The following is a 23160-nucleotide window of genomic DNA, read 5'->3' on the forward strand; positions in this document are numbered from 1 at the left end:
ATGGCAATTTGCTGGAAACTCGGATGAAAATCACAGCCTATAATCTTCATTGGCGGCTCCTTTCGTTCCGAGTCTTGGTTTTCGTCAACTCAAGTTTACTCGGCACTCGTTAGGAGCCGTCGTTGTTATGAAATCAAGGAGTCGTTCCCATCATGGTGAGGTGCCAGGTCTTGCCGCGGCTGATAAATGACACTTCAAAATTCGGGACCGAAATAACATTAGCCCGGTTGAATGGGAGACCGAACGTTCCGGTCTGAATCGTGGAAGCGGGAGCCCCGTGAACGAGGCCAGTCTGTGGATTGATGGCGATGGGGCTGATCCGTTGATATTTAGGCGACGGCGACTCAGTGGCAGGCAAGTCTTTCACGGTGCCCACGTCAGGCAAGCTCTGGGAAAATGCACAAATGGAAAAGAACAAAGCGATGAGAACAAAGGGGGCAACTACGACGCGGTGGGTCACGTGCTCTCCTGGGCCGAAAAACCAACACCCTGTTCACAACCGGAGTTGAGGCGGGTGTTTAAATAAATAGATGCAGAAAACCCGTACCAGGAGCGGAAGGCTTTCACCAGGCCTGTTTAAACGCTTGAAAAGCAAGGAGAAGCAGCCCTGACCGGCCTCCAGCAGGGTACCCGTACCGTTGTGCTCTTTCCAACAGCTTTGTTCGCCTATATTTATTAGCGTGTGCAGAACCACCATTAAGCAAGCACAGTTTTGAACAGGATTGCAGTGGTTTTGCCCGCCAGCGGCTACTGTAACGATTGAAGCGAATACCTGATTTGCGGCAATTGCCGGGAAAGGTAGACTTGAAGACATGAGCTCCAGACACGCCAAATTGATGTTCCTTATTTTGATCGTGCTGGTGACTCTCCTGTTTTTCGTGCATGTGCCCAGCGGCGGGTTCCAATCAAAGAATGGTCCCACCACGCCAGTCAACAATCTAGACCTGCGAGTTGCGCTGGCAGGACTGCTGCTTTTGCTTGGTCTAGGCGGAATCGCTTTTTCCCGCTGCCTTGCCTTGAATCCCGTGTGCCATTTTTCCCCGATCGCTTTGCATTATCCCGATGCCAGCATCATTGGCGTCGCTCTCCGCTGCTGATTTAGTTCTCCTCTATTGTCTGCGCTGGCCAGCTTTCTGGGCCGGCAGTTGCGTGTTTCTTTTTCGCAAACAAAATGGAGAACACAATCGTGCCAAAGGAAAATCATTTTCACCTCCAGGCGTCTAATGCCGCGGCCGACTGGAAGATTATCGAATGCAAGAAACACCTGCTGGTAATCGACGTAGCCGGCAAAACGCTGCGGTTAGTTTCCAAACCGCTGCGGTTCAAAGGCAAACCGCAGTACAAAGTACCGCCGGATTGCGATCCCCGGATGTGGTAAAGACCGTGAAAGGGCACGGCTTCGATTCGTGTCCCTGAACTTGAATGGTAATCGCTGGAGGATGCGGCCCTAAAGAACGGCGTAACAGATTTTATAGCCCATCGCGACTGACGAAGATTTGCCGCCAATCAGGATGATTAAACTTTTAGATGGATCGCGTGGTCTGCGAGAGTTCTTGGCTGGGCGTGTTGGTTCAGAAAACTCAAGATCGCTTCCACCACGGCGTCTTCGCCCATGGCAGTATTGATCATGGCGTGATATACGGGGCGGTTTGGCCACTCTGTGTGGAAATAATTTCTGATGAACGCCGCGCGCTCTCGGTCAACCGTATCCACCAGCGCCTCAGCCTTTGCCTGTGTGTTGCCCTCAGACACCAGCCGTCGCACCTTGTCAGCCGTGGGAGCGTACAGAAAGATGCGCAGGGCGTCTTTGCGGTGTTGCAGAAAGTGCTGTGAACCCCGGCCCACGATCACGCAATTTCCCGCGCCCGCGGCTTGCTCAACTACTCGCTGAGAAATCTTAAAGATGCTGTCTGAATCCAGCATCTCCACTGGCGGGCCGCCGCGATAGCCTTCTGAACTTCCCAGCGCAAATGATTTGAGCAAGCGCTGGTAAAGCGGGTCCCGGCGTTCTTCGCGTTGCGCCACCGCGGATTGTTCGCAGTGCGCATGCCGGGCAATCTCTTGTGTAAGCTGCTGGTCCCACAGCTTCCAGCCCAGGCGGGAAGCCAGTTTCGCCGCAATTTGCGCCGCGCCAGAACCATATTCGCGCTCGATGGTTATGATTCGAATCACGCTGCCCTCAAAAACTTAGATGCTCTCCGGGTCTCACCGCGTAAGCAGGATTTTAGGCTTTCTTGCCGGACGGCAAAACTGTACGGGATTCGGGGGATTTGGACAAGTCCAATTCGGAATTAGCGGGTCCACCGTGGAAGGCGTATCACAAACTCAAATCGCACAAAAAGGAACCCCCAGTACAAGAATTCCAACAGCAATGGCCCAAATCCAATTGCGCTTCGTAGAATAAATTACCTGAAGACATACAGGTGGTTAAGTTCATTGTCGCACCAATTTGTGCTTTAATTGCCGCCCAGGAGGTGCACGATGCGCAAGTCAATTGCAGCGGTCCTGTTCATGATGTTTATGACCTTTTTGGCCTTGGCGGCCAATCCAGCCGATGATGTAAAAAAAGCGGACCAGGACTGGGCAAAGGCGGCGGGATCTAAAAACGTTGACCAGTTCATGAGCTTCATCACGATGACGCCTACGTGTCCGGCAACGACGGCAAGTGGGTCCACGGCAAGCAGGCAATTAAAGATCTCTGGTCAAAAATGCTGGCTGATCCAAACTTCAAGCTGAGCTGGACTGTGGACACTGCCGACGTGTCAAAAGATCTGGGATACACGCGCGGAACATTTTCCGGCAGCATGGGCAATCAGCCGATGTCCGGCAGCTACACCACGGTCTGGAAAAAAGATAAGGCCGGAAAGTGGAAAGCCATTGTGGACATTGCCGCGCCGGCTTCAGGACAGTGACAGCGTTCAAGTAAAAGAGGTCCTGCGAAGAAAAATGCCGTCCAGCTTTAGCTGGACGGCATTCTGTTTTGGTCGATTCGCTAGTTTACTGTCAGCGTCAACGGAGTGGAGTGGACTAACGGTCCGCTGGTGCCCGTAACGGTTAGGTGATAGACGCCCTGCGTTGCGCGATGATCAACCACAAACGTCAGGGTTGACGAGCCGCTGTTTGTGACGGAGGTCTGAGAAAATGTTGCCGTCACCAGTGAAGGCACGCCGGAAATGCTTAAATTCACCACGCCGGTAAAGCCGTTCACTGCGCCAATTGTCACGGTATCAGTTCCACTGGAGTTGCGTTTCACTGTGATGGAGGGCTGGCCTAGTGTGACGGTGAAATCCGCAGCCGGCACGGCATCAACTTGCAGCGTGACTGAGGTCGTGTGTGTAAGCGTTCCATCCGAGCCGGTGATGGTCAACGGATAAGTACCCGGCGGAGTGGAGTTGTTGGTGGTGATGGAAAGCGTGGTGCTGCCCGAGCTGCTCAATGAAAGAGGATTGAACGTCGATGTCGTGCCGGCCGGCAATCCGCTGACGCTGAAGCTCACCGTTCCCGAGTAACTATTGATCGGCGTCAAAGAAACCGAGTAGCTGGTGGACTGGCCTACCAGGATCTCTTGACTCGTGGGCGAAGGCGTTAGCGAAAAATCAGGCACCAAGATCGTCAGCGTGGCCGTGGTCGAGTGCACCAGTGGCCCGCTGGTCCCAGTGATTGTAAGCGTGTAAGGTCCACCTGGAGTGTTGGCTCCCGGCACAATGGCCAGAGACGAAAGCCCTGAGCCTTGTACTGTCGATGGGTTGAACGTTGCAGTGGCTCCGGGCGGTAAGCCAGCGATACTCAGGTTCACAGCACCCGTGAACCCACCGGATGCGCTGACCGTGACTCCATAGCCGATATTCTGGCCCTGGTTTACAGTCTGTGACGTTGGGGAAACTGAAATCCCAAAGTCGCCTATGGCAGTTACAACCAGAACTACCTGAGTGGTTGCCGTGGAGACGCCATCGCTCGCGGAAATCGTCAGCGGATAAGTTCCCGGCGGCGTGAGTGGAGAGGTGGCTGAAGTTGAAATTGTGAGCGAGCTCGTGCCGGACGCCGTAAGGCTGGTTGGACTGAATACCGGCGTTGTTGAAATCGGCAGGCCGCTCACACTAAAGTTCACCGTGCCCACGTAACCGCTGGCCGTGGTGAGAGAGACTGTGTAGGTGGCCGACGTGCCCTGCTGTACCGTCACGCTTGCCGGGCTGGCTGAAATGCTGAAGTTTGCTACCACAAGAGTCACGCTGGCGCTGTGCGTCAACACTCCGTCGGTCGCCGTGATGACCAGCGGATAGCTGCCGCTCGGCGTGGTGCCTGCCGTGGTTGTAATCGCCAGACCCGAACTTCCGGATCCGGTGACTGAAGGCGGAGTAAAGACCGGCGACGCGCCGGCGGGCAGCCCGCTTACGCTCAAGCTGACCGTTCCCGTATATCCGTTCAGTGCGGCGACTGTTGCTGTGTAATTCGCTGTGTTTCCCACAACCACAGTTTGCGTGGCCGAAGACGCTGTCAGAGAAAAGTCAGGCGCTGTAATCACAAGTGTGACGGAAGCCGTGTGAGTCAAAACTCCGTCTGTGCCTGTGATCGTCAGCGGATAGCTGCCAAGCGGTGTAGTTGCCAGTGTGGTGATGCTCAGCGATGAAGTGCCTGCTCCGCTCAACGTTGGAGGAGTAAACGTTGGGCTTGCGCCGGCAGGAAGTCCGCTGACGCTGAATGTCACCGTGTTCGAATAGTTGTCAAAAACCGATTCTGTGACTGTGTAAGTTGCCGTGCTGCCCTGGTTCACGGATTGTGAGGCAGGAGCGGCAGCCAGTGAGAAGTCAGGTGTGCCGTTGTTGTTCCAGAAATTCACCATGTTGCTGGCGTCCACTGAACCCCAGCCGGTCACCAAATCATAGCCAACGCCCGCGCTGAATCCCGCGATTCCCGGGACGGTGTTGTTTCCGGTCGTGGTGTCATGATAAACGGCGATGCCGCCGCCAAACTGGTTCTGCCCCATGGTATAGAAGACTGGATTTGCGTTACCTTGCGCCGCTCCGGTTTTCTGCACGACTAGAGCCATCAATCCGGCAAAAGAAGGTGAAGCTGCTGAAGTTCCGCCCACTGCGGCCAGTCCGGTTGTGCCTGTGGTATGGCCTTGAACAATGATGTACCCGTCATGGCCTGCCGAGCTCAGTGACACGTCAGGAATATCGCGTGCGCCGTCCACCGGCACGCCCGGCCCTGCCTGGAATACGGGTTTTGCATACACCTGGCTCGCGCCGCCGCCTGTGGCGAACAAGCCTGATCCGCCCGGTACCGAACCGCTTTCATTCCATGCGATCTCTGGGATGTAGCTCAGGGCTGACGACTGGTCAATGGGATCATTTGCCGCTGCCCAGAAATTGCCCGCTCCTTCATTGAACTGCGTGCCGCCGACGGCAATATTGTTCGGCGTGGAGGCAAGACCGTTGACGTTGACTCTTGTGCCGACCAATGCGCTTGAAGAATCGCAGGCTGCGGCGCCGCTGTCTCCCGCGGATACAAAAGCCGTGATTCCTTGTGCCGCTGCTTGCGCCCACAACGTGTTCCAAAAGTTGTTTCCCGCCGCCTGCAGCGTGAATTCACACAGCCCAAAGCTGGTGCTCATGACATTGGCAAGGTTTGTGTTCACGACGAACTGTGCCGAGAGGGCCACGCCGTCAGTGGCGCCGGTCTGCGATATCACGAAGTCGATCGTTGCATTCTTCGCGACAGCGCCTGACCATTCCACGTCCAGGTCAGCTTCAGTTTCCTCCGGGCCGCCGAGATCTCCGGGATCGGGACCGTTGTGGATAAAGATCGGATCTTTGGGGGCCAGGCCGAAGAAGCTGCGGAAGAACTGGACATCGGTAAGATTGATGTCAGTGCGGCCAACAATTGCAATTGTTTGCCCCGTTCCGTCAATTGCCGGAACCGCGTTGTAAAGCGGTTTGACGTTGTAAATAGTGGCGAAATCGCCCGGCGCAAGGAAGTGCGCGCCAGCCGCGTTGGTAAAGTCGGATGGCAGCTGGCTTGCCGTACTGTTCGGATGCGTCGTGAAATTGTGCAGGGAAACCACGCCTTGCACTAGTCCGGCCAGCGCTCGTGGAATGCTTGGATCGGTGGCATTGGCAAAATGCATCTTCCCATCCACTTCATAGTTGCGGATGTTGGTCTGGAACGCGCGTTCCACCTTTTGCACGTCGCCGCTGAAGTTAATCCACATGCGGCCGTTCCCAACTTCATCAATGCTGAAGCCGAATTTTTTCAGCCAACCGCTGGCGTCGGCAATGTCCTGGTCAGTAGGGCCAAAACGCAATCCGAACTCTGCGGGAGTGACCCATTTGTGGTAATTGGGCGACTTCGGGTTCTGCTGGTCTGCCAGCAACTGCTGCAAATCCGCCTGCGCGTCCGGACGCACTGACAACAGCAGGACCATTCTGTTCATCGGCATGGCCGCATTTGCGGACCCGCGATCAAATTCCGCGCGAGCCTGCGGGTGCACGTTTCCATGCAGCGTTATGCGGTCGGCTTCGTTGATGGTGCGTTGGGCTAAAGCGGCTGATGAGAGCATCCCGCTGACGAGCATGAGCAGCAGGGTGCGGAGCAGTAGTCGGGTGCGACCACTCGAATGGCTTTGCATTTCGTCCCTCTTTTTCTCTCTAAACTTTGTTTGTTTTGTTGGAGACTGCTTGAGGCAGGAAGTTCATCAGGGCCAAAAAGCGGCGCGCAAGGTTTTCAAAACCTTGAGATGATCCGGAAGGACACTCGTCAACCAGCCGTCACTGTGAACCGTTTTGCTTAGAAAGCGCTTAAAAATGGATTAGAAATTCTAAGGATCTGTAAGCGCCTCTATGAAGTCGCCCAGGTCGCTGGATTCCGCCCCGGATAAAATTCTCTCGACTCGATCTGAAAGAAGTACAATTTGCGGCGATGAAGATGCCGAGCAACAGACCAACGATGCGGGCCATGGCTGCAGCAAGCGCGATTGCCATAATCTGCAGCATCTGCGCGGCCCAGGATATTCCATTCGCGAACGGAATATGGGCGAGAGGAGATTTGGTCATACTCTTTGCGAGGTTGAGCAGCTGCGGCGCACCGTATCGGCCTGTACAGCCGCTTGTATCCACGGACGGCGGTAAGACATGGGGCGTAACCGGTCCTCTCCTGGAAAGCAGTGATCTGGAATATTTTCTGGATACCGGTTCCGAACTCTTCACCGCCGGAGAGGACATTGCAGAAGGTCCGGCGCACGATCCGTTCTTGCTCATTTATCGCAGGACTGACAATGCCTGGCAGCAATCTGAGATTTACGACCAAGCCAGTGAGTTACTGGGAATTGCGCGCGAAACAAAGACCGGAGGATTTCTGGCCTGGGTGCGCCACCTGGAATTGAAAAATGACGATTGGTCGGGACCCATTTTTCTGCACCGGAGCCTGGACGGGGGAAAAACGTGGAGTGTCGTCAGAAAGGTAAGACGCGTTCCGCGTACAGCGCCGGGGCTTCGTTTCTTCCGGGAGCACCTCGACCAGAGCGGGTCGTGGCGGCTTACCAAGACCGGATCTCGTGCGGAGCGTCGGCAGGACGATGGCAAATGGCATCTGGTTACAATCCTGCCATTGCCAATCCAGAAGGACTGCTCTAACTGAGAGCGGCGTCAAAGTTCCTTTGGCGCTGCGTGCCTTGTCAACATCCAGGAAAGATGCTTCTTCACGACCGGCCATTCACTCACGATGATGCTGTAGGCGCATGTATCGCGGATCGTCCCGTTCGGCAGGACTTGGTTGTTCCGCAATATCCCGTCCAGCTTGGCTCCCAGCCGCTCAATGGCCCGCCGGCTCGCGTGATTGAAGAAGTGAGTGCGAAGCTCTACGCAGACGCAATTCAGGGTTTCAAAAGCATGCGTCAGCAAGAGCAGCTTGCACTCTGTGTTTAGCGCGGTGCGCTGCATGCTCTTGCGATACCATGTGCCGCCGATCTCCACACGCCGGTGCGTCTGGTCAACATTCCAATAGCTTGTCATGCCCACAACTTTTCCAGTGCAGGCATCTCTCGCGGCAAAGGGAAGCATCCCGCCTTTCGATTGGCGATCCAGCCGCCGCTCGATTTCAGCTTTCATCTGCGAAGGCTCGGGGATCACCGTGTACCACAGCTTCCACAACTCCCCGTCTTGCACTGCTTCAACAAGATCGTCATGGTGGGCATGTGATAGCGGTTCCAGGATCGCGTGCGTGCCACGCAAAGTGATGGGTTCAGGCCAGGGCATGATCACTCCTTTTCTCAACAATAATGTGTATGGCAATGTAGCAAACCAGTTTCTTTCTTAAATGAACTGAGGGGTTGGAGGTATGACTGCAGCTGAGACACAAAGGCTAATTGCCAGTTGCTAATTGCTCGCTGCTGCACTTAACAATCTTTGCCTGCCACTTAACTTTATGCGTTTCTTCAAACCGCTTCGTTATTTTGTTGCGTCCACTTTCGCCGCGCAGTTATAAGACTAGAGACGGACACGCCCGTGTTGACGCACGGACGGTCCCTAACCACAAATCACCTTCAATCGAAAGGCGACCTATGGCTGACACAGATTCTAGCAGCGCACCAAAACCCCACGTCTACGATCTCCTCAACAATCTGAACGCATCATTCGCCCGCGTTCATCGCAACATGGAAGCATTGGAAAAGGTTGGTATTTTCGACCCGCTCATGATGCAGACTCTTAACCGACAGTCGGAGCACCTTAGGGCAGGCGTCAATTGCCATCTGCTCGGGGCCATGCGCCGCATTGAAGAGCGTGACCGCGAGAAATTTTCGCATCCACCCAATCAGGAAATTCCAAATTCCTAAACAAACGACCCGCCCGCAAGGCGGGTTCGTCGTCTGGAACAGTAACTTTATCCCAGCGGCAGTCGGTAGAGCTCCGTTTTGTCTCGGCTGAATGTTAAGCTTACCTGCTGCGGCTTGCCGGAGGATCAGTCATGGCGGAAAACATGAAGGGCAAAGTCATTGTCATTACCGGTGCAACATCCGGCATTGGACAGGTGGCGGCAGAGAAACTTGCCGCCATGGGAGCGCGTATCGCGCAGGTGGCGCGTGATCGGGAGCGGGGACAGGCGGCGATGGCGCGGCTGGATCAGGTCGCTCCTGGCATCTCACATTCCATTTATTATGCTGACCTCTTGCGCATGCGTGAGATGAACCGCGTTGCCGCAGAGATCGCCCGGGCAGAGCCGCGCATTGATGTGCTTATCAATAATGCAGGCGCCATGTTCGGAACACGCCAGCTCACTGAAGATGGTCTGGAGCGTACCTTCGCGTTGAACCACATGTCATATTTCATGATGACGCAGCTTTTGCGCGACCGCCTGACCGCCTCAGCGCCGGCCCGTGTGGTGAATACCGCGTCAGACGCGCATACCTCCGGCACCGTGGACCTGGATGACCTGCAATCGGAAAAAGCATACCGCTTCAATCTCAAAGACTGGGTACGCTATGGCGGAGCTGCGTTCAAGGTCTATGCCCGCTCCAAGCTGATGAACATTCTCTATACGCGCGAACTGGCGCGAAAGCTTGCGGGAACCGGCGTGACTGCCAACTCGCTCCATCCTGGTTTTGTCTCAACCCGCTTCGGTGATCAGACAGGTGGCCTCATCGGGTTTGGTATCGGCTTTGCCAAGCGCTTTGCGCTCACGCCAGAAGAGGGAGCAGAGACTCTGGTTTATCTGGCTTCGTCGCCCAATGTGTCCACAGTAAGTGGTGAATATTTTCACAGGTGCCTGCCAGCAACGCCTTCCGTTGAGGCGCAGGATGACACCAAGGCGCAACGCCTGTGGTTAGAAACTTCAAAGATTGCACAGTAGCAAAATAAATTTTTCTCGCGGCCATGCTCTCTGCGGTTCTCTCTTTTCTGAGAGAGAACTTCGTCTTAACCCGCTATTTAAGCTCGTTTTACGATTGAATCCAGCAGCAGCTTTGGACAACCCGGAGCTCTGGAACTCACATCGCAATGGTTAATGTTGTGGGGTCCTCTGATGAATAAGCTGTTCTGTGCGCTCGCCTGCTTCGTTGTTCTGCTTTCACTTTCCGGTTGTGGTGGAGCTTTAGGAGGAAGTTCAGCCGGTAATCCACCACCTTCGCCTACACCTACACCCGTTGCAACGGCTACTCTGCAGAATTCAGTCAATCACATCATCATCCTGGCCCAGGAAAACCGTTCCTTCGATCACTACTTTGGCCATCTGATGCAGTACTGGCAGAAGAATGGTTATCCGCAAGCCACCAATGGAACTACGCTGGATGGCACGCCAGACAATGCCGCGAATGTCGGTGATCCTCCTGCCGGAGGCGGGCCAGCGCCCACGATCAATGCCTTCGCCCTGAATACCATGTGCGTTGAGAATCCAAGCCCGTCATGGAATGAGAGCCACGTGGATTTCAATAAGCATGATTCGCTTTCAACGGTATACATGGGAGATGGATTTGCCCAGACGGCAGGGCATGAAGGCCCCATCAATGACGTGATAGGAGCACGCGTGATGGGCTACTACACCGGCGACAACCTGAATTATTACTACTTCATGGCATCGAACTTCGCCACATCAGACCGTTGGTTCTCGCCTGCCTTGTCACGCACGCAGATCAACCGCCAGTACATGCTGTCCGGAACATCTCAGGGACATGCCTACCCGATAACGCCGGGCAATCCACAGCTTACCGCCAAGACGATCATGCAAACGCTGGACGAGAACCACATTACATGGAAAGACTACGTCCATCCCTTGCAGGGGACGACACCATGCACCACCCCGCAATGCCTGCTGGGGCAGAGTTACATGGCCCAGTTTAATTATTCCTCTACCATCCTGAAGAATGAGCCGCAAAACATTGTTCCGGTAGATCAGTTTTTAACTGACGCAAACAACGGTACTCTGCCGCAAGTTGTCTTTCTGGAACCGGCATCGGCGGAAGGGCTGGACGAGCATCCGGCGGATTCCGCGACCGGCGCAATCAATATTCAACAGGGGGCCAAGTTTGTATCCAGCTTGATCAATGGCTTGATGAAAAGTCAGTCATGGAAAGATTCCATCTTTATTCTCACATGGGACGAAGGCGGTGGATTCTATGATCACGTTTCCCCACAGCCAATGCCAAGCCCTGATGGCATAGCTCCAAATGACCTGCGGACCAATCCCCTGGATATTTGCCTGAACGCGGATGGAAGCATCAACTCCAGCCCGACATGCAATTTCCAATACACGGGGTATCGCCTGCCGCTGGTGGTGATTTCACCATTTACCAAAAAGAATTTTGTCTCTCACACGGTGGCTGACTATACGGCTATTTTGAAGCTCATTGAAACTCGCTTCCATCTGCCGGCGCTCACCGCGCGCGACCAGGCGCAGATGGATATGACCGAGTTCTTTGACTTCAACGCCGCGCCGTGGAAAACGCCGCCCACACCACCCGACCAGATAACCACCGGAGCGTGCTATCTGGATCATCTCCCGTAAGCAGGGAGATAGAAAGAAGAACTACTTGAGGACGCCGAATAAAACCTGCGTCCTCATTTTTGTTTTTGAGCGCCTCCGCCCCTCACTTTCTCCGATTTCAGGAGGGCTCCTGGTAGAGGCCGATCACGTTTCCACCCGGATCGCGGAATCGCGCCGTGATCTCTGGCGCGTCCGCGCCCATGGGCTGCACGATTTCTCCACCATTGGCCTTGACCAGCTCAATCGTTGCGGCAACGCTATCCACCATCACGTACACCAGTAGGCCTGGTTGTTGCGATGGAGGGCGGTTAAGCACCCACGATCCGCTCACCTGGCCCGTCGTATCATCAAAAGCAGTGCTGCCGTTGCCGCGCGTGCGGACATTCCATCCGAAAACGCGCTTGTAGAACTCGGCTGAACGCGCGATGTCCGTGGTGGGAATTTCGACGTAGCAGATCTTTCCGTTAGTAGAGCTGGGAGGCATGGGAATTTCCTCGACGCCAGTGATTCTAACGGGCGACCCCGGGAGCGGCAAGGTACACTGTCGTGGTTACGCCACTCCGGTTCCGCTAAATCGCGCAAGCCCTAACCGGCTCGCAGTAGCTTATCCATAAGACCCTGATCACGTCCGGACGGCGGGCTGCGCACTTCTATTTGCCCATTATGTGCTCTTACCTCAAGGCACGGCTGCGGATGCACCGCTGGTCCGTTCAGCACGCGGCCATCCTCCAGGGCAAAACGAGATGCGTGATATGGACAAACAATGCTGTCGCCATCCAATTTGCCTTCAGAGAGCGGGCCGCTGAAATGGGAGCACGTCTCTGCCATGGCAAAAAGACGCTCGCCACGACGAACCAGCAGAATGGGCGTGCCCTGGTACATTGCACGGGTCGGTGTGTTGTCAGGCAATTGGATTCAGGCAAAACTGCCGTGAAGTTTTCCGGGAACGTCTCTCCCGCTGTGCGGTCCACTCCTACTCGATGTTCGTATACCATCTTGCCGCCAAGATGGGCGGAGAATGTCATCAAGGCATAACCCAGGGCGGAAAATCTCCGGCCTTGATTGCGCGCCTTCTTTTTGCGCATGATGAGCGACGTGGCGAAGAGCGCGGTAGCACCTACATTCAGAAGCCCATGAATCAATCCAAGGCGGCGAGCTGGAGGATCCACGTCAGACCAGTCCGTGACTCCGGTGACTGCCGCGCCCGCGGCGCCGGCAAGTCCTATAGCTACAGATGTATCCGCGGCCACAGCTAACTCATGGCGGCTGTTGATCATCTCTAAAGCATCAAAAACCATGGCAACGGTCCAGGCGCCGATGGGCACATCCGTCAGCGCCGCATGGAGTGGTTCACCCAGCCATGTGCCGTTCAGGAAATTCCTGGCTTTTTGCGCGGCGGGATTGCCATTGGCGTATAAGGCCTTGTCGATTGCCTTCTGTATTTTTTCATCAAGCGGCTTGGATTCTGGCATGCGTAATTTCCCCTCAGTAATATGAGATGCGAATGTTTCAACTCATGAACAGCGCAGCCGCTCTTCTGCTAAAATCGCGCAAGTCCCCCGATGGCCATAACTAAAGATGGCCCATAACAAAGATGGCCCGCAAAATCTCACTCTTCATTCCGTGCTTTGTCGATCAGTTGCAGCCCCAAGTGGCCGTGGACACGGTAAAAGTTCTGCGGCGCATTGGATGTGAAGTGGATTTTCCCGCAGATCAAACCTGCTGCGGCCAGCCGGCATTCAATACCGGCTTTTGGGATGAAGCGCGTCCTTGCGCTGAACGTTTTCTGCGCGTCTTCCGCGACACCGAAGTCATTGTCTGTCCGTCTGGCTCCTGTACCACCATGGTCCGCGTCTTCTATCCTGAGTTAATGGCTTCCGGTGCGCTGCATGACGAGGCAATCGCGCTGGGCAAGCGCACCTTTGAACTTTCAGAATTTTTGGTAAAAGTAATGGGCCTCACCGATGTGGGAGCTGCGTTTCCGCATACCGTTACCTATCATGCGTCATGCCACGGATTGCGCGAATTGAAATTGCGCAATGAGCCACTTCAGCTTCTGCGCGGGGTGAAAGGTTTGAAACTGGTGGATATGTTGCGCTCGGAAGAATGTTGCGGCTTTGGCGGAACATTTGCCACTAAGTTTGAAAGCATTTCCGTGGCGATGGGCGAATCAAAGTGCGATAGCGTCGCCGTCACCGGGGCCGAGTACGTCACGGCCATTGATCCCAGCTGCCTGATGCATGTGCAGGGAATCCTGGGCCGTCGCAAAGATCGTGCCAGGGCAATTCATTTGGCGAGTATTTTGGCGAGCGAGGCGCAGACATGAGTACCAATGCTCCAACTCCCACACCCGCTGGAGAGACACCTTCCGCGCTTACAGCGGCACAGAAATTCCTGCGCGACGCAGCTACCAAATCGGCTGATCTTGTCCACCGTGAAATTATCCGCAAGAACATGGACAGCTACGAGGCCGCCCACAATCGCGGGCGCGCCCGAATCAAAGATTGGGAAGCTGCGCGGCGCAAGTGCCAGGAGATCAAGCGCGAAGCCATCAACAATCTGGATAAATACCTGCTCCAGTTTGAACAGAAGGTACTGGCGCGCGGCGGACACGTCTTCTGGGCCGCCAACGGCGATGAAGCATGCGCCTATATAAAGGACCTGGCCGTCAGCCGCAGCGTGAAAACCGTGGTGAAGTCCAAGTCAATGGTCACGGAGGAGATGCACCTTGCGCCGGTGCTGGAGCAAGCTGGCATTCGAGTCTGGGAGACCGACCTGGGCGAGTTCATCGTCCAGCTTCGGAATGAAGCTCCGTACCACATTGTTACGCCGGCCATGCATCTGGACCGCAACCAGATCCGCGATCTCTTCCGCGAGAAATTGGGTGAAGATATCCCAGACGCCGATCCGCAAAAGCTGGTCGCGCTGGCGCGGCGCAAGCTGCGGGAAGCATTCTTTGCCGCTGAGATGGGAATTTCCGGCGCAAACTTTTTGGTTGCCGATGCGGGCGCGGTTGCGATTACGACCAACGAAGGCAATGGCCGCCTCAGTACCAGCCTGCCGCGCATCCATGTTGCCGTCACAGGAATTGAGAAGGTGATTCCGCGCCTTGAAGATTTGGGCACGCTGTGGCCGGTGCTGGCTACCTCCGGCACGGGCCAGTCGATCACCACGTACAGCACTCTCGTCGGCGGACCAAAGCGTGCGGACGAGGCAGACGGACCGGAAGAATTTCACGTTGTCCTGCTGGATAACGGACGTAGCGGCCTGCTGGCCAACGCCGAAGAAAGGGAAGTGCTGCATTGCATTCGCTGCGGCGCATGCCTCAATATCTGCCCGGTGTATCGCAACATCGGCGGGCACACCTACGGCACCACGTATCAAGGCCCCATCGGAAGTGTGCTAACGCCGCACCTGCGCGGCAGTGAGTTCCAGCATCTTTCTTATGCATCGTCACTGTGCGGCGCATGCACCAGCGTTTGCCCGGTGAACATCAACCTGCATCATCATCTGCTGCACAACCGCCGCGATTTCACCAAGGCGGGCGGAGCCAAGACGAGCGGTGAGCGCACGCAATTCAAGCTATGGAAGATGGCAATGCTGCACCCACGACTGTATGCGCTGGGCGGATGGATGATGCGGCGCAGCCTGCGCCTGGCCTATGGCATGGGGCTAGCCGGGACAGCGCTCGATCCCATGCGCGCCTGGAGCCGCAAGCGCACACCGGTTCCACTACCGGGGCAATCATTCCGGGCGCGTTGGAAGAAAGAGCTTTCAAAAAACGACCAGGGGGGAACCGCCGGTGGCAGCAAGTAATCCCAGCCGCGAGGCAATCCTGGCGCGTATCCGCGACGGCCTGCGCACGCCGGCGCCTCCAATTGAAGACAAGACCTTTTATGGCCCCATCTTTGAGGCCGTTGAAAATCCGTTGGAACGCTTCCAGCAGGAGTGCAAAGCCAACCTGATGGAATGCCAGTTGACCGCCGACGCCGCCGCGAGCGCACAAGCTCTTGCAGTGGTTTTGCAGTCACTGTCGGCCGGAGAGATTTTTGTTCAGGACGATCCGGTGTTGCGCGGCTTGATGACCGCAGCCGGTTCGCAACGCCAGATTCGCTGGTCGAGTGAAGGCGGGCCGCGAGAACAATCGCAAGCCACCGTAACGCTGGCCGATGCGCTGATTGCGCAGACAGGATCGATCTTTGTGAGCGCTTCAGGCGGCGGACGCGGTGCATCTGTCGTAGCGCCCACTCATATTGTTTATGCGTTCGCCAAACAACTCGTCCCCGATCTTGTAACCGCGTTGCGCAATGCCACCGCTGACGGCCGGCTGGAGAAGAACTCTTATGCCTGCGTGATCAGCGGCTCCAGCCGCACCGCCGATATCGAAAAGATACTGGTTCAGGGCGCGCATGGCCCCATGCGGCTAGTCGTGATCGTGGAAATGGGCGGGTAAGCGAGATTCAAAAATCTTAACCACAAAGGACACGAAGGAACACACGGAGGAAAGCTAAGACGAGAGAGGCAAGATCGCTCCTGCCGCTAACGTTTTTGGTAGACTTTCTTCATGGCCAGGAAAAAACCAGCTCGCAAAAAGAAAACTGTCAGCAGGAAAAAGCCAACCCTAAAAAAATCAGCAGCCCGCAAGAAAGTGGCAGCGAAGAAGAAGACCATTGCCCGGAAGTCCGTGGCGAAGAAGAAGCCGACGGCAAAGAAGAAATCAGCAGCGACGAAGAAAGCTGTCGCGAAGAAAGCCAGCCGCCGCCGCGGAGAAGTAATCAATCCTGTTACTCCAAGCGGACTTCGAGGCCTGGGACCCGAGTCGGGCGGACAATCGGGCGACACGCAAGGTCTCTCGCGCAGAAGTTATGACGATTCTGAAAGTGTGGAAGAGTTGATGGAAGAAGGCCAATACATGGAAGCCGAAGCCCTCAGCGGTGTTGAGAACGCACGCGATGCCGACCAGGGTGATGTGCGGACGCGTCAATTCCCTGAAGATGATGTGCCGGAAGAGTATCAGAACGAAGATTAACTATCGGCAAAATCTTAACGCGGATGCACGCGGATCAGAAGCAGGATTGTCAAATCACCCGGAATGGAAGCTAAAATCCTTGCCAACAGATAACTACTGATGACAAGATCATTCCTCGTAGAGGAGTTCCATGAGGACTGCTAAAGCGCTTGCTGTTGCTGGTTTTTGTGTTTTGCTCGTGGGATGCGGAAAGTCGTCGAAGCTTGCGGGTCTGCTGCCGGATCCGCCTGCCGGCTGGAGCGCGGAGGATAGCACGACCAACAGTGACGTATCCGGAGTCGGCCACAGCTCCGCTAGGTCTTACGTTCCCGGAAACGCTGATGCGTTGGGAGTCAAGAAGGTGACCGTGCAGATCTTGTCAGGGGAAAAAGGCGCGGACCGCAAAAAGTTGAACGATATGTCCATCGAGAAAGCCGGGTTCAAGGAAACAAAGGATTTTGGCGGCTTTACGGCATATGAATCATTTCCTTTGCCCGACAACGACTCTCATTCTTTCGACATCATGCCCAAGTCCGGCACTTACGTTCAGATTGTGGCCTACAAGGGCGGCCCGGCATGGGACAAAACCGAAAACCGCCATGCGGCCGTGGCAGCCTTCGCTGAGAAGATGGATCTGAAAAAGATTGCGGCAATGGAATAGATGCACACGCGGGGGGTTGATAGAACGGCGGTAACCACCCCTGCTAGCTTTAGTGCGGTGTTCGCGATCTACTCATTGCCGTCACTAGCCGGAGCGCATCTTGTTCTATTGCCATTGATATCCAGTCAACGCTACCATTTCGCTGCCGGCCCAATCTGTGATTAGTAATCTGATTCAAGCATCTAACATCCAGATTGGGAGCGATGATGGCGAAGACAAAAACTGAAACGCCTGCCGTGCTTTTTGACCTGGATGGAACCCTGATTGACAGCGTTTACGAACATGTTCAAGCCTGGTGGAACACGCTCAATGGAGCTGGAATCGTTGTTCCCAAATGGATGATTCACCGTCGCGTGGGGATGAGCGGTAAATCATTTGTCACAGAACTGCTGCGTGAGTTTGCGCCAGAGAAAAAGGTCAACATTGACGAACTGGAAGAGGAGCATGATGCCAGGATTCGCAAGGTCGTTTCTGAAATAGCGCCCTTGCGCGGAGCAGACCGCTTGCTCGCCCATCTTCGCCGCTCTAAAGTGCGATTCGCGATTGCAACCACAGGCAATCGGGAGCAGACGTCCCTGCTTTTGAAAAAGCTCAAGGTACCTGCCGGAACGCCGGTTCTGACGGGAGATGACGCACAGAAGGCCAAGCCATCTCCGGATATATTCCTGGCCGCAGCAAAGAGACTAAAGTCGCCACTGAGCGATTGCATCGTGGTGGGAGATAGCGTTTGGGATTTGTTAGCGGCAGGACGCAAGGGTGCGCTTGGCGTCGGAATGTTATCGGGTGGATACGGAGAAGAAGAACTACATCGGGCCGGAGCATTCAGGATTTATTCAGACCCTGAAGACATGCTCTTGCATCTGGAGCAACTCGGGCTTCCGGGAATAGGATGAGTTTCAGAATGAGAAGATCGGGGAGTCACTTATGCCTGGTGGTAGCCGATATTATCCGCCTCGCAGTTGGTCAACGACCCTGCTACTGGTGATGCTGATTGTGCTCATCGCTATCCTTGTCGTTGTCTTGTTCCGTGCTGCGTACCTGGTGTAATTCCGAGACGTGAATACATGTGCGATGCTCGGCCCGTCTTACTTCACGCCGACGCCAGTCAGCAAAAGTTCTGATGGTAGGCTGCTGGACGAATCGGGGATGCTGAGAGTTCCTGGGAACCGTCCCTCCGTTCCGGGCGTAAAAGTAACCGTAATTAGACAGCTAGCGTCCAAGGCCAAAGGTGACAAAGAGCTGCAGTTGTCAGTCTCTCGGTAGGGTCCAGTTACCGTGATGGCCTTGATTCTCATTTGGCTATCGCTAACCGAATTGTTAGTTGCCGTCACGGTCAGGCTTGCACTGCTCCCAACACTTACGTTTCCAAAGTTCAGGGCAGAGGGTGTAAGACCCAGTTGGAAACGTAAGACCGTGACCGGGATCCTGAGCTCCCGAGCGGGACCATTGGGATTCTTGTAACTCACGATGATCGCCGCCGTGCCGGTTGCCACCGCCGTAACTGCACCGGTTTCATCGACGGTGACTACCTTTGTGTCTGTCGAATGAAAGAACAGGCGGCTGGATTCTGTGACGTCCAGCACCTGCCCGTCCGGAAAAGTAGCCAGGGTCAGCAATCGGATGCTTTCTCCCAGGGCGTCGAAAATAAGGCTGTGAAAATTTACCTGCGAAAGAGAGACTGGCATGTCAGGCCGATCAACCTCAATCGCTATGGGCGCGGACTCCACAAGCGCTCTGGCAGCGGTTATACCCGTAGCTGTTAGGGTGTACCGGTGAAGACTAATCTTTGAGGGTACGGTGATTGAAAACTCGGCAGGAAGAGAACGGGCGGGTTCAGTCATCAGCCGATCGTCCATGTCTGTGAGCACTGTGACCGATGATATGGCCTCGCCGGTTAGAGACATTACCCGAACACGGATTGTCTGACCTGGGTTTACGACAGTACCGTCAGCGGGTGAGTCGATCTGGAGCAGCGATTCTCCTGCCGGCACCGCGTGACGAGTTGTTGGGGCAGTGGATGCAGTCCCCTGAATCGGCGGATTATCAAGGTTGCTAAAGACTTTTGGGCTGGCAGCCCCGGTTTGTGAGGCTTTCTTTTGCCGTTCCTCCCGTGCTAAGTCGCCTAGAGACTGTGCGGCAGCGGTTACGCCGAAGATAGCAATCAAAGCGTATGTGAGTAGCTTCCCGCGAACTCCAGGGCTAATTATTGTGTTTTCCGATTTCTGCAGCAATCTACGATTTCCCAATGTTTCAAAAATTGCCAAGCTACTACGAAAGTTGGGATTGTGTCATAAAGAAGCGGGAAGATAAATGTGATTCTGAAAAGGACTCTGAGCAGAAGAATCTTGAAATCGCGAAGGTGCACGCAATTTGGACTCATTCTCGTGTGAGGTTTGGATGTCTGCTACGCACGCCAAGCTAGTGTCTGATCTGCGAAATATAAGATTGTGGGCACGGTAGGGATCCCTCCCCTTCGCAAGCTCAGAGTCGGGATTTTAGAAAAATTGGTGGAGGCGGTGGGAGTTGAACCCACGTCCGAAAACGTCACTGGTCAAGAGCCTACATACTTAGTCCAGTTCACCCGACGGGAATTACCCCGCCAGATTCGCGTTGTGCGCTTAGAACGGACAAGAAACGCAAAACGCTAGCCCGTATGTCTCGTCCTTCCGCCCTGGCTTAGCAAGAAGGACCAGCCCACTGTGTGACGCCCTTGCACAGCCCGTAGACAAAGCCGTGTAGAGCGGCTACTTATTTAATTAAGCAGCGTATGCAAACTGGTTAGAGTTGGCAATTATTGTTTTTGCACCACTTACGGGGGAATGCGCCCCGGTATGCCTCTTGGCCGCAAGCATTTCCGTCGAAGCCGTGACGCCCCCATTCGGAAAGGACTGTGGCCAGTCCTTGTTGTCAAAGATCATTGCTCAAAAGAGCTGTCTCTACCATAGCAGAAGGTAGATGCCGATCAAACCATTAGATGATTTTGAGCTCCTGGGCGATTCAGCGGGTGATCTGCCCGCACCTGTTCGACCCGAGGCATGCTCGGCGAATCGATTATATGAAATTGAAGGCGGCTAACTCACTGCCTTGTTCTTGCGCGGCCTTGGCGCGGATGCGCAATCATGCTGATGGTGGGCAAAATCCTGGAAGGCTTCCAAAGGATCTGTGGTGGCGAAATCCAGACCGCATCGCGAGCAGAAGAAGCTGGCGTGGCCACTCTTGGCGCGTTTATACACCAAGGTTGGCCCGGTAACCGGAGTAGGCGGCAGCTCTCGCAAATGGGGATCCTTGCAAGAATTGTACGCTTGCGGGATTAAGTAGACAGAAAAATCGGAAAACCGGTAAACAGGGGAAGGCGACGTGAAGAGGCCTTAGTCCTTTATAATCAGCGTGAAAAATAGAGTTCTGAGGGCTAAAACTAAGGTGATGCAAATTGCTGCACGGTGTGATACCTTAGAACTCGCGTTAGAAATTGAATTGTTGGATCTTCTGCAAGAGCCTCTGCTACCTGCCGAAAATCGATAAATCTTTCCAGCGTCAAAAAAAATCAATACATTAGGAAAAAAGCAAAATGGAACAAGGAACAGTTAAGTGGTTCAACGCCGCAAAAGGATTTGGTTTTATCTCACGCCAAAACGGAGAAGACGTTTTTGTGCACTTTTCCGCTATCCAGTCTGACGGATACCGCAGCCTGCAAGATGGCCAGGCGGTTGAATTCACTGTGACCAAAGGAAAGAAAGGCTGGCAGGCAGAGAACGTTCGCGCTCTCTAGTCCCAACCGGTTTTCTCATAAAAGGCGGCTTCGGCCGCCTTTTTGTATTGTCGCTTCGCTGCTCACTGCAAACTTCACGGTTGTGCTCTTCAATCAAAAGCGCATTGCCGAATTGGCGCTAGCCCCAGTTACCAAACTGCGAACAACCAGAAAAACCGTTAAACAGTGCATCTTGAGCGCTAGCGCTGTTTGAATTTTCTGATTATCGAGTTTTGTTGCACCCTAACCCGATTTTCTCCGCGCTTCCGCGGTGAAAAACGCCTTCACTTGTCCCGCTTTGCCCTTTCCGCCACCAGCGCCTTGGCTCGCTCACCGATAAGCTCTGACGCAGGCGGGTCCTGGTTCGACAGAACCACCACGGTATAAGGCGAATTGAGCACCATATATAAATGTGTGCTCACGCCGGGAAATCCGCCGCCGTGTCCCACAACAATGCGCGAATATACGTCGGCAATCTCCATGGCATAGCCGTAACTTCCGCGCGGAGATTTGCCGTGCGGCTGTGTCATCTTGTCAAAAGTCGCTTTGCTCACGAGTTTGCCATTGCGTAGCGCGTCGGCAAAGCGGACAAGGTCCGCCGCGGTGGAGATTGCGCCGCCGGCGGGGCTGCCGATGTCATGCTCCGCTTCATGCCAGTCCGCGCCTGGCCCTTCTTTGCTCATGTGCGTATAAGGCACAACCAGGTGAAGACGCGGTCCGGGAATGTTGTTGGGATCGCTGTCTTTCATGCCCGCGGGCTCGAAGATGTGTTTGCGAATGTAGTCCGGATAATCTTCACCGGAAACTTTCTCCACGATCGCGCCAGCCAGCGCCAGCCCGGCATTGCTGTACGCCCAACTGGTACCGGGATCGAACCTGGGTTCGTCGTTTTCATAGAGCGGGATAAACTCCGCCGCGCGCTTTACGCCGTTCTTCATCATCTCTGGCGAGCGCTTGCCCAGGAAATCTTTCATCCCGGCGGTGTGTGAGAGCAACATCCCCACGGTGGCTTTTTCGCGGATGGTCTTGTTGCCAAACTGAGGAAAGAATTTGCCGACCACGTCATCGTAAGAGAGCTTGCCCTGATCCACCAGTTGACCCACAGCCGCGGCGGTGAACATCTTTCCCATGGAGCCGAGCGTGAACTGTGTGGCCGGCGTGAATGCGATCTTCTTCTCGCGATCGGCAAAGCCGTCCGTCCGCGTCACGATGGGCTTGCCGTCGCGGGCGATGATCAATATCCCCGATACGAGCCCGGCCTTGGCCAACTTGTCCGCATGCGCGTTGATGTCGCTCGCCATCGCGGCATCGCTGAGATCCTTGGGCAGCATGGCTTCTGAAGGCGCGGCAGGCCCAAGTCCGACGCCGATGATCTTGTCCTGCTTGTCCAGGACCATGGTGATGTTGAACCAGGCTTCGGTCTTGTTGGTGACCGCCAGCGCAGTGATGCGATCAGGCTTTGCCTCAGTGACCTCAGCCACGCGATAGCCGCCACTCTCGGTGCAATCGTTGAAATCGTCTTTGGCCAGCTTGTCCGCGGGCGCGAACTTGAAGATTTGTTCCGCCACGTGAACCGTGTTCCACTTAGTCATCTGCTCCAGGTTGGGCGACTTGCACATGGCCAGCCACTCGGTCAAAGTTTTGCCGGGGGCCGTGTCTGGCAGCTTAATGTCCGGCACCTTGGCGTCCGGCGTTTGTGCCGCCGCAGAAATCACAAGCAGCGCGATTACGATGCATTTGGTCCCACCTGATAAAGTCATATTTTCGCTCCCGCTTTCCGCAAATAGTGGACATCCATAACTACTACACGCGTAGTAGAGCGTCAAGAAGAAAAAGTTTCTATACTTGGTTGTTGTAACATTTCATCCCAGAGGACACACATGGCAGAACCGACTTATGAAGAAATGAAAGCCCGCCTTGCTGAATTGGAGAAGCAGGTTGCAACCAAACGCACCGGGTCGCTGGAATTCCGCGTCAGCGAAAAAGGCGGCGTCAGCGTCTACGGCCTGGGACGTTTCCCGGTCACACTCTACTTTGAACAATGGACCCGCCTGCTGGACCAGGCCGACAATCTCCGCGCCTTTCTGGAAGAAAATAAATCCAAGCTCAAGCTGAAAGAACCAAAGTAATTGCCAGAATCGCCGTTATTGCAAAAGCAAAACCTTGAACCACAGAGGACACGAAGGCACACGGAGGAAGGTTAGCAAATCGCTGTGATCGCTGACATCGCAGCATGATCAACTCTTGCTGGTCATTTTTGTCAGCGTTCAT

At 54.9% G+C, this 23160-nt stretch carries 23 protein-coding genes and 1 other RNA gene; 15 read left to right on the forward strand and 9 right to left on the reverse strand.

What is annotated here, in order from left to right:
• Positions 1–133 precede the first annotated feature (133 nt).
• Positions 134–460 (reverse strand): hypothetical protein, encoded by a 327-nt coding sequence (locus LAO76_10040; GenBank protein ID MBZ5491259.1) that lies wholly within the window; start codon positions 458–460, stop codon positions 134–136.
• A 352-nt stretch (positions 461–812) separates the two neighbouring features.
• Between LAO76_10040 and LAO76_10045 the strand changes: the two genes are divergently transcribed.
• Together LAO76_10045 and LAO76_10050 are read left to right on the forward strand one after the other, a co-directional pair.
• Positions 813–1097, forward strand: a complete 285-nt coding sequence (locus LAO76_10045; protein ID MBZ5491260.1) for a hypothetical protein — start codon at positions 813–815, stop codon at positions 1095–1097.
• Positions 1098–1186: 89 nt separating this feature from the next.
• Positions 1187–1378, forward strand: coding sequence for a hypothetical protein (locus tag LAO76_10050; protein ID MBZ5491261.1), 192 nt, complete (start codon positions 1187–1189; stop codon positions 1376–1378).
• Positions 1379–1515: 137 nt separating this feature from the next.
• On the opposite strand, the gene LAO76_10055 is transcribed toward LAO76_10050, so the two are convergent.
• Positions 1516–2172 carry a cytidylate kinase-like family protein gene (locus LAO76_10055; GenBank protein MBZ5491262.1) on the reverse strand — a complete coding sequence of 219 codons (657 nt, stop codon included), beginning with the start codon at positions 2170–2172 and terminating at the stop codon, positions 1516–1518.
• Positions 2173–2645: 473 nt separating this feature from the next.
• Here LAO76_10055 and LAO76_10060 point away from each other — a divergent pair, with 473 nt between their 5' ends.
• Positions 2646–2912, forward strand: coding sequence for a hypothetical protein (locus tag LAO76_10060; protein MBZ5491263.1), 267 nt, complete (start codon positions 2646–2648; stop codon positions 2910–2912).
• Between the two features lie 80 nt (positions 2913–2992).
• Here LAO76_10060 and LAO76_10065 read toward each other — a convergent pair whose 3' ends face one another.
• Positions 2993–6628: a hypothetical protein gene (locus LAO76_10065; protein MBZ5491264.1), complete on the reverse strand. Its 3636-nt coding sequence runs from the start codon at positions 6626–6628 to the stop codon at positions 2993–2995.
• A gap of 296 nt (positions 6629–6924) precedes the next feature.
• On the opposite strand from LAO76_10065, the gene LAO76_10070 reads away from it, so the two are divergent.
• Entirely contained in the window at positions 6925–7635 is a 711-nt protein-coding gene (locus LAO76_10070) for a hypothetical protein (protein MBZ5491265.1), read from the forward strand.
• A gap of 8 nt (positions 7636–7643) precedes the next feature.
• On the opposite strand, the gene LAO76_10075 is transcribed toward LAO76_10070, so the two are convergent.
• On the reverse strand, positions 7644–8252 hold the full coding sequence (locus LAO76_10075; GenBank protein MBZ5491266.1) for a GNAT family N-acetyltransferase: 609 nt from the start codon (positions 8250–8252) through the stop codon (positions 7644–7646).
• 305 nt (positions 8253–8557) lie between these two features.
• On the opposite strand from LAO76_10075, the gene LAO76_10080 reads away from it, so the two are divergent.
• The 3 genes from LAO76_10080 (at position 8558) to LAO76_10090 (ending at position 11493) form a co-directional block, all read left to right on the forward strand.
• Positions 8558–8830, forward strand: a complete 273-nt coding sequence (locus tag LAO76_10080; protein MBZ5491267.1) for a hypothetical protein — start codon at positions 8558–8560, stop codon at positions 8828–8830.
• A 143-nt stretch (positions 8831–8973) separates the two neighbouring features.
• Positions 8974–9843, forward strand: a complete 870-nt coding sequence (locus LAO76_10085; GenBank protein MBZ5491268.1) for an SDR family oxidoreductase — start codon at positions 8974–8976, stop codon at positions 9841–9843.
• A 171-nt stretch (positions 9844–10014) separates the two neighbouring features.
• The gene (locus LAO76_10090; protein MBZ5491269.1) at positions 10015–11493 is read left to right on the forward strand and encodes a hypothetical protein; all 1479 of its coding nucleotides are present in this window, start codon (positions 10015–10017) and stop codon (positions 11491–11493) included.
• A gap of 97 nt (positions 11494–11590) precedes the next feature.
• Here the strand turns inward: LAO76_10090 and LAO76_10095 are convergent, their stop codons facing one another.
• Positions 11591–11956, reverse strand: coding sequence for a VOC family protein (locus tag LAO76_10095; GenBank protein ID MBZ5491270.1), 366 nt, complete (start codon positions 11954–11956; stop codon positions 11591–11593).
• Between the two features lie 226 nt (positions 11957–12182).
• Positions 12183–12944: a DUF2231 domain-containing protein gene (locus tag LAO76_10100; protein MBZ5491271.1), complete on the reverse strand. Its 762-nt coding sequence runs from the start codon at positions 12942–12944 to the stop codon at positions 12183–12185.
• A 122-nt stretch (positions 12945–13066) separates the two neighbouring features.
• On the opposite strand from LAO76_10100, the gene LAO76_10105 reads away from it, so the two are divergent.
• The 6 genes from LAO76_10105 (at position 13067) to LAO76_10130 (ending at position 18034) form a co-directional block, all read left to right on the forward strand.
• A complete protein-coding gene (locus LAO76_10105; protein ID MBZ5491272.1) occupies positions 13067–13798 on the forward strand; it encodes a (Fe-S)-binding protein in 732 nt (243 codons plus the stop codon).
• Positions 13795–15288 (forward strand): iron-sulfur cluster-binding protein, encoded by a 1494-nt coding sequence (locus LAO76_10110; protein ID MBZ5491273.1) that lies wholly within the window; start codon positions 13795–13797, stop codon positions 15286–15288. Before LAO76_10105 ends, LAO76_10110 begins: the two co-directional genes overlap by 4 nt.
• On the forward strand, positions 15275–15925 hold the full coding sequence (locus LAO76_10115; protein ID MBZ5491274.1) for a lactate utilization protein: 651 nt from the start codon (positions 15275–15277) through the stop codon (positions 15923–15925). Before LAO76_10110 ends, LAO76_10115 begins: the two co-directional genes overlap by 14 nt.
• Before the next feature lie 195 nt (positions 15926–16120).
• Positions 16121–16501: a hypothetical protein gene (locus tag LAO76_10120; protein MBZ5491275.1), complete on the forward strand. Its 381-nt coding sequence runs from the start codon at positions 16121–16123 to the stop codon at positions 16499–16501.
• Positions 16502–16631: 130 nt separating this feature from the next.
• Positions 16632–17141, forward strand: a complete 510-nt coding sequence (locus tag LAO76_10125) for a hypothetical protein (protein ID MBZ5491276.1) — start codon at positions 16632–16634, stop codon at positions 17139–17141.
• A 203-nt stretch (positions 17142–17344) separates the two neighbouring features.
• Positions 17345–18034 carry an HAD family hydrolase gene (locus tag LAO76_10130; GenBank protein MBZ5491277.1) on the forward strand — a complete coding sequence of 230 codons (690 nt, stop codon included), beginning with the start codon at positions 17345–17347 and terminating at the stop codon, positions 18032–18034.
• 192 nt (positions 18035–18226) lie between these two features.
• On the opposite strand, the gene LAO76_10135 is transcribed toward LAO76_10130, so the two are convergent.
• A complete protein-coding gene (locus LAO76_10135) occupies positions 18227–19372 on the reverse strand; it encodes a choice-of-anchor D domain-containing protein (protein MBZ5491278.1) in 1146 nt (381 codons plus the stop codon).
• Positions 19373–19646: 274 nt separating this feature from the next.
• Positions 19647–20017: a transfer-messenger RNA gene (gene ssrA / locus LAO76_10140) on the reverse strand.
• Positions 20018–20709: 692 nt separating this feature from the next.
• Between ssrA and LAO76_10145 the strand changes: the two genes are divergently transcribed.
• Entirely contained in the window at positions 20710–20910 is a 201-nt protein-coding gene (locus LAO76_10145; protein ID MBZ5491279.1) for a cold-shock protein, read from the forward strand.
• A 263-nt stretch (positions 20911–21173) separates the two neighbouring features.
• On the opposite strand, the gene LAO76_10150 is transcribed toward LAO76_10145, so the two are convergent.
• Positions 21174–22649, reverse strand: coding sequence for a beta-lactamase family protein (locus LAO76_10150; protein ID MBZ5491280.1), 1476 nt, complete (start codon positions 22647–22649; stop codon positions 21174–21176).
• A 120-nt stretch (positions 22650–22769) separates the two neighbouring features.
• On the opposite strand from LAO76_10150, the gene LAO76_10155 reads away from it, so the two are divergent.
• Positions 22770–23018, forward strand: a complete 249-nt coding sequence (locus LAO76_10155) for a hypothetical protein (GenBank protein MBZ5491281.1) — start codon at positions 22770–22772, stop codon at positions 23016–23018.
• Positions 23019–23160 lie beyond the last annotated feature (142 nt).

The sequence above is a fragment of the Terriglobia bacterium genome, assembly GCA_020072645.1.
In the GTDB taxonomy this organism is placed as follows: Bacteria; Acidobacteriota; Terriglobia; order Terriglobales; family Acidobacteriaceae; genus Angelobacter.

Bases quoted from the DNA above. Each gene is read 5' to 3' on its own strand.
- LAO76_10065 (MBZ5491264.1), bottom strand. From the start codon at position 6,628: ATGCAAAGCCATTCGAGTGGTCGCACCCGACTACTGCTCCGCACCCTG.
- LAO76_10080 (MBZ5491267.1), top strand. From the start codon at position 8,558: ATGGCTGACACAGATTCTAGCAGCGCACCAAAACCCCACGTCTACGAT.
- LAO76_10145 (MBZ5491279.1), top strand. From the start codon at position 20,710: ATGGAACAAGGAACAGTTAAGTGGTTCAACGCCGCAAAAGGATTTGGT.
- LAO76_10095 (MBZ5491270.1), bottom strand. From the start codon at position 11,956: ATGCCTCCCAGCTCTACTAACGGAAAGATCTGCTACGTCGAAATTCCC.
- LAO76_10110 (MBZ5491273.1), top strand. From the start codon at position 13,795: ATGAGTACCAATGCTCCAACTCCCACACCCGCTGGAGAGACACCTTCC.
- LAO76_10150 (MBZ5491280.1), bottom strand. From the start codon at position 22,649: ATGACTTTATCAGGTGGGACCAAATGCATCGTAATCGCGCTGCTTGTG.
- LAO76_10155 (MBZ5491281.1), top strand. From the start codon at position 22,770: ATGGCAGAACCGACTTATGAAGAAATGAAAGCCCGCCTTGCTGAATTG.
- LAO76_10130 (MBZ5491277.1), top strand. From the start codon at position 17,345: ATGATGGCGAAGACAAAAACTGAAACGCCTGCCGTGCTTTTTGACCTG.
- LAO76_10105 (MBZ5491272.1), top strand. From the start codon at position 13,067: ATGGCCCGCAAAATCTCACTCTTCATTCCGTGCTTTGTCGATCAGTTG.
- LAO76_10090 (MBZ5491269.1), top strand. From the start codon at position 10,015: ATGAATAAGCTGTTCTGTGCGCTCGCCTGCTTCGTTGTTCTGCTTTCA.
- LAO76_10100 (MBZ5491271.1), bottom strand. From the start codon at position 12,944: ATGCCAGAATCCAAGCCGCTTGATGAAAAAATACAGAAGGCAATCGAC.
- LAO76_10070 (MBZ5491265.1), top strand. From the start codon at position 6,925: ATGCCGAGCAACAGACCAACGATGCGGGCCATGGCTGCAGCAAGCGCG.
- LAO76_10085 (MBZ5491268.1), top strand. From the start codon at position 8,974: ATGAAGGGCAAAGTCATTGTCATTACCGGTGCAACATCCGGCATTGGA.
- LAO76_10045 (MBZ5491260.1), top strand. From the start codon at position 813: ATGAGCTCCAGACACGCCAAATTGATGTTCCTTATTTTGATCGTGCTG.
- LAO76_10125 (MBZ5491276.1), top strand. From the start codon at position 16,632: ATGAGGACTGCTAAAGCGCTTGCTGTTGCTGGTTTTTGTGTTTTGCTC.
- LAO76_10075 (MBZ5491266.1), bottom strand. From the start codon at position 8,252: ATGCCCTGGCCTGAACCCATCACTTTGCGTGGCACGCACGCGATCCTG.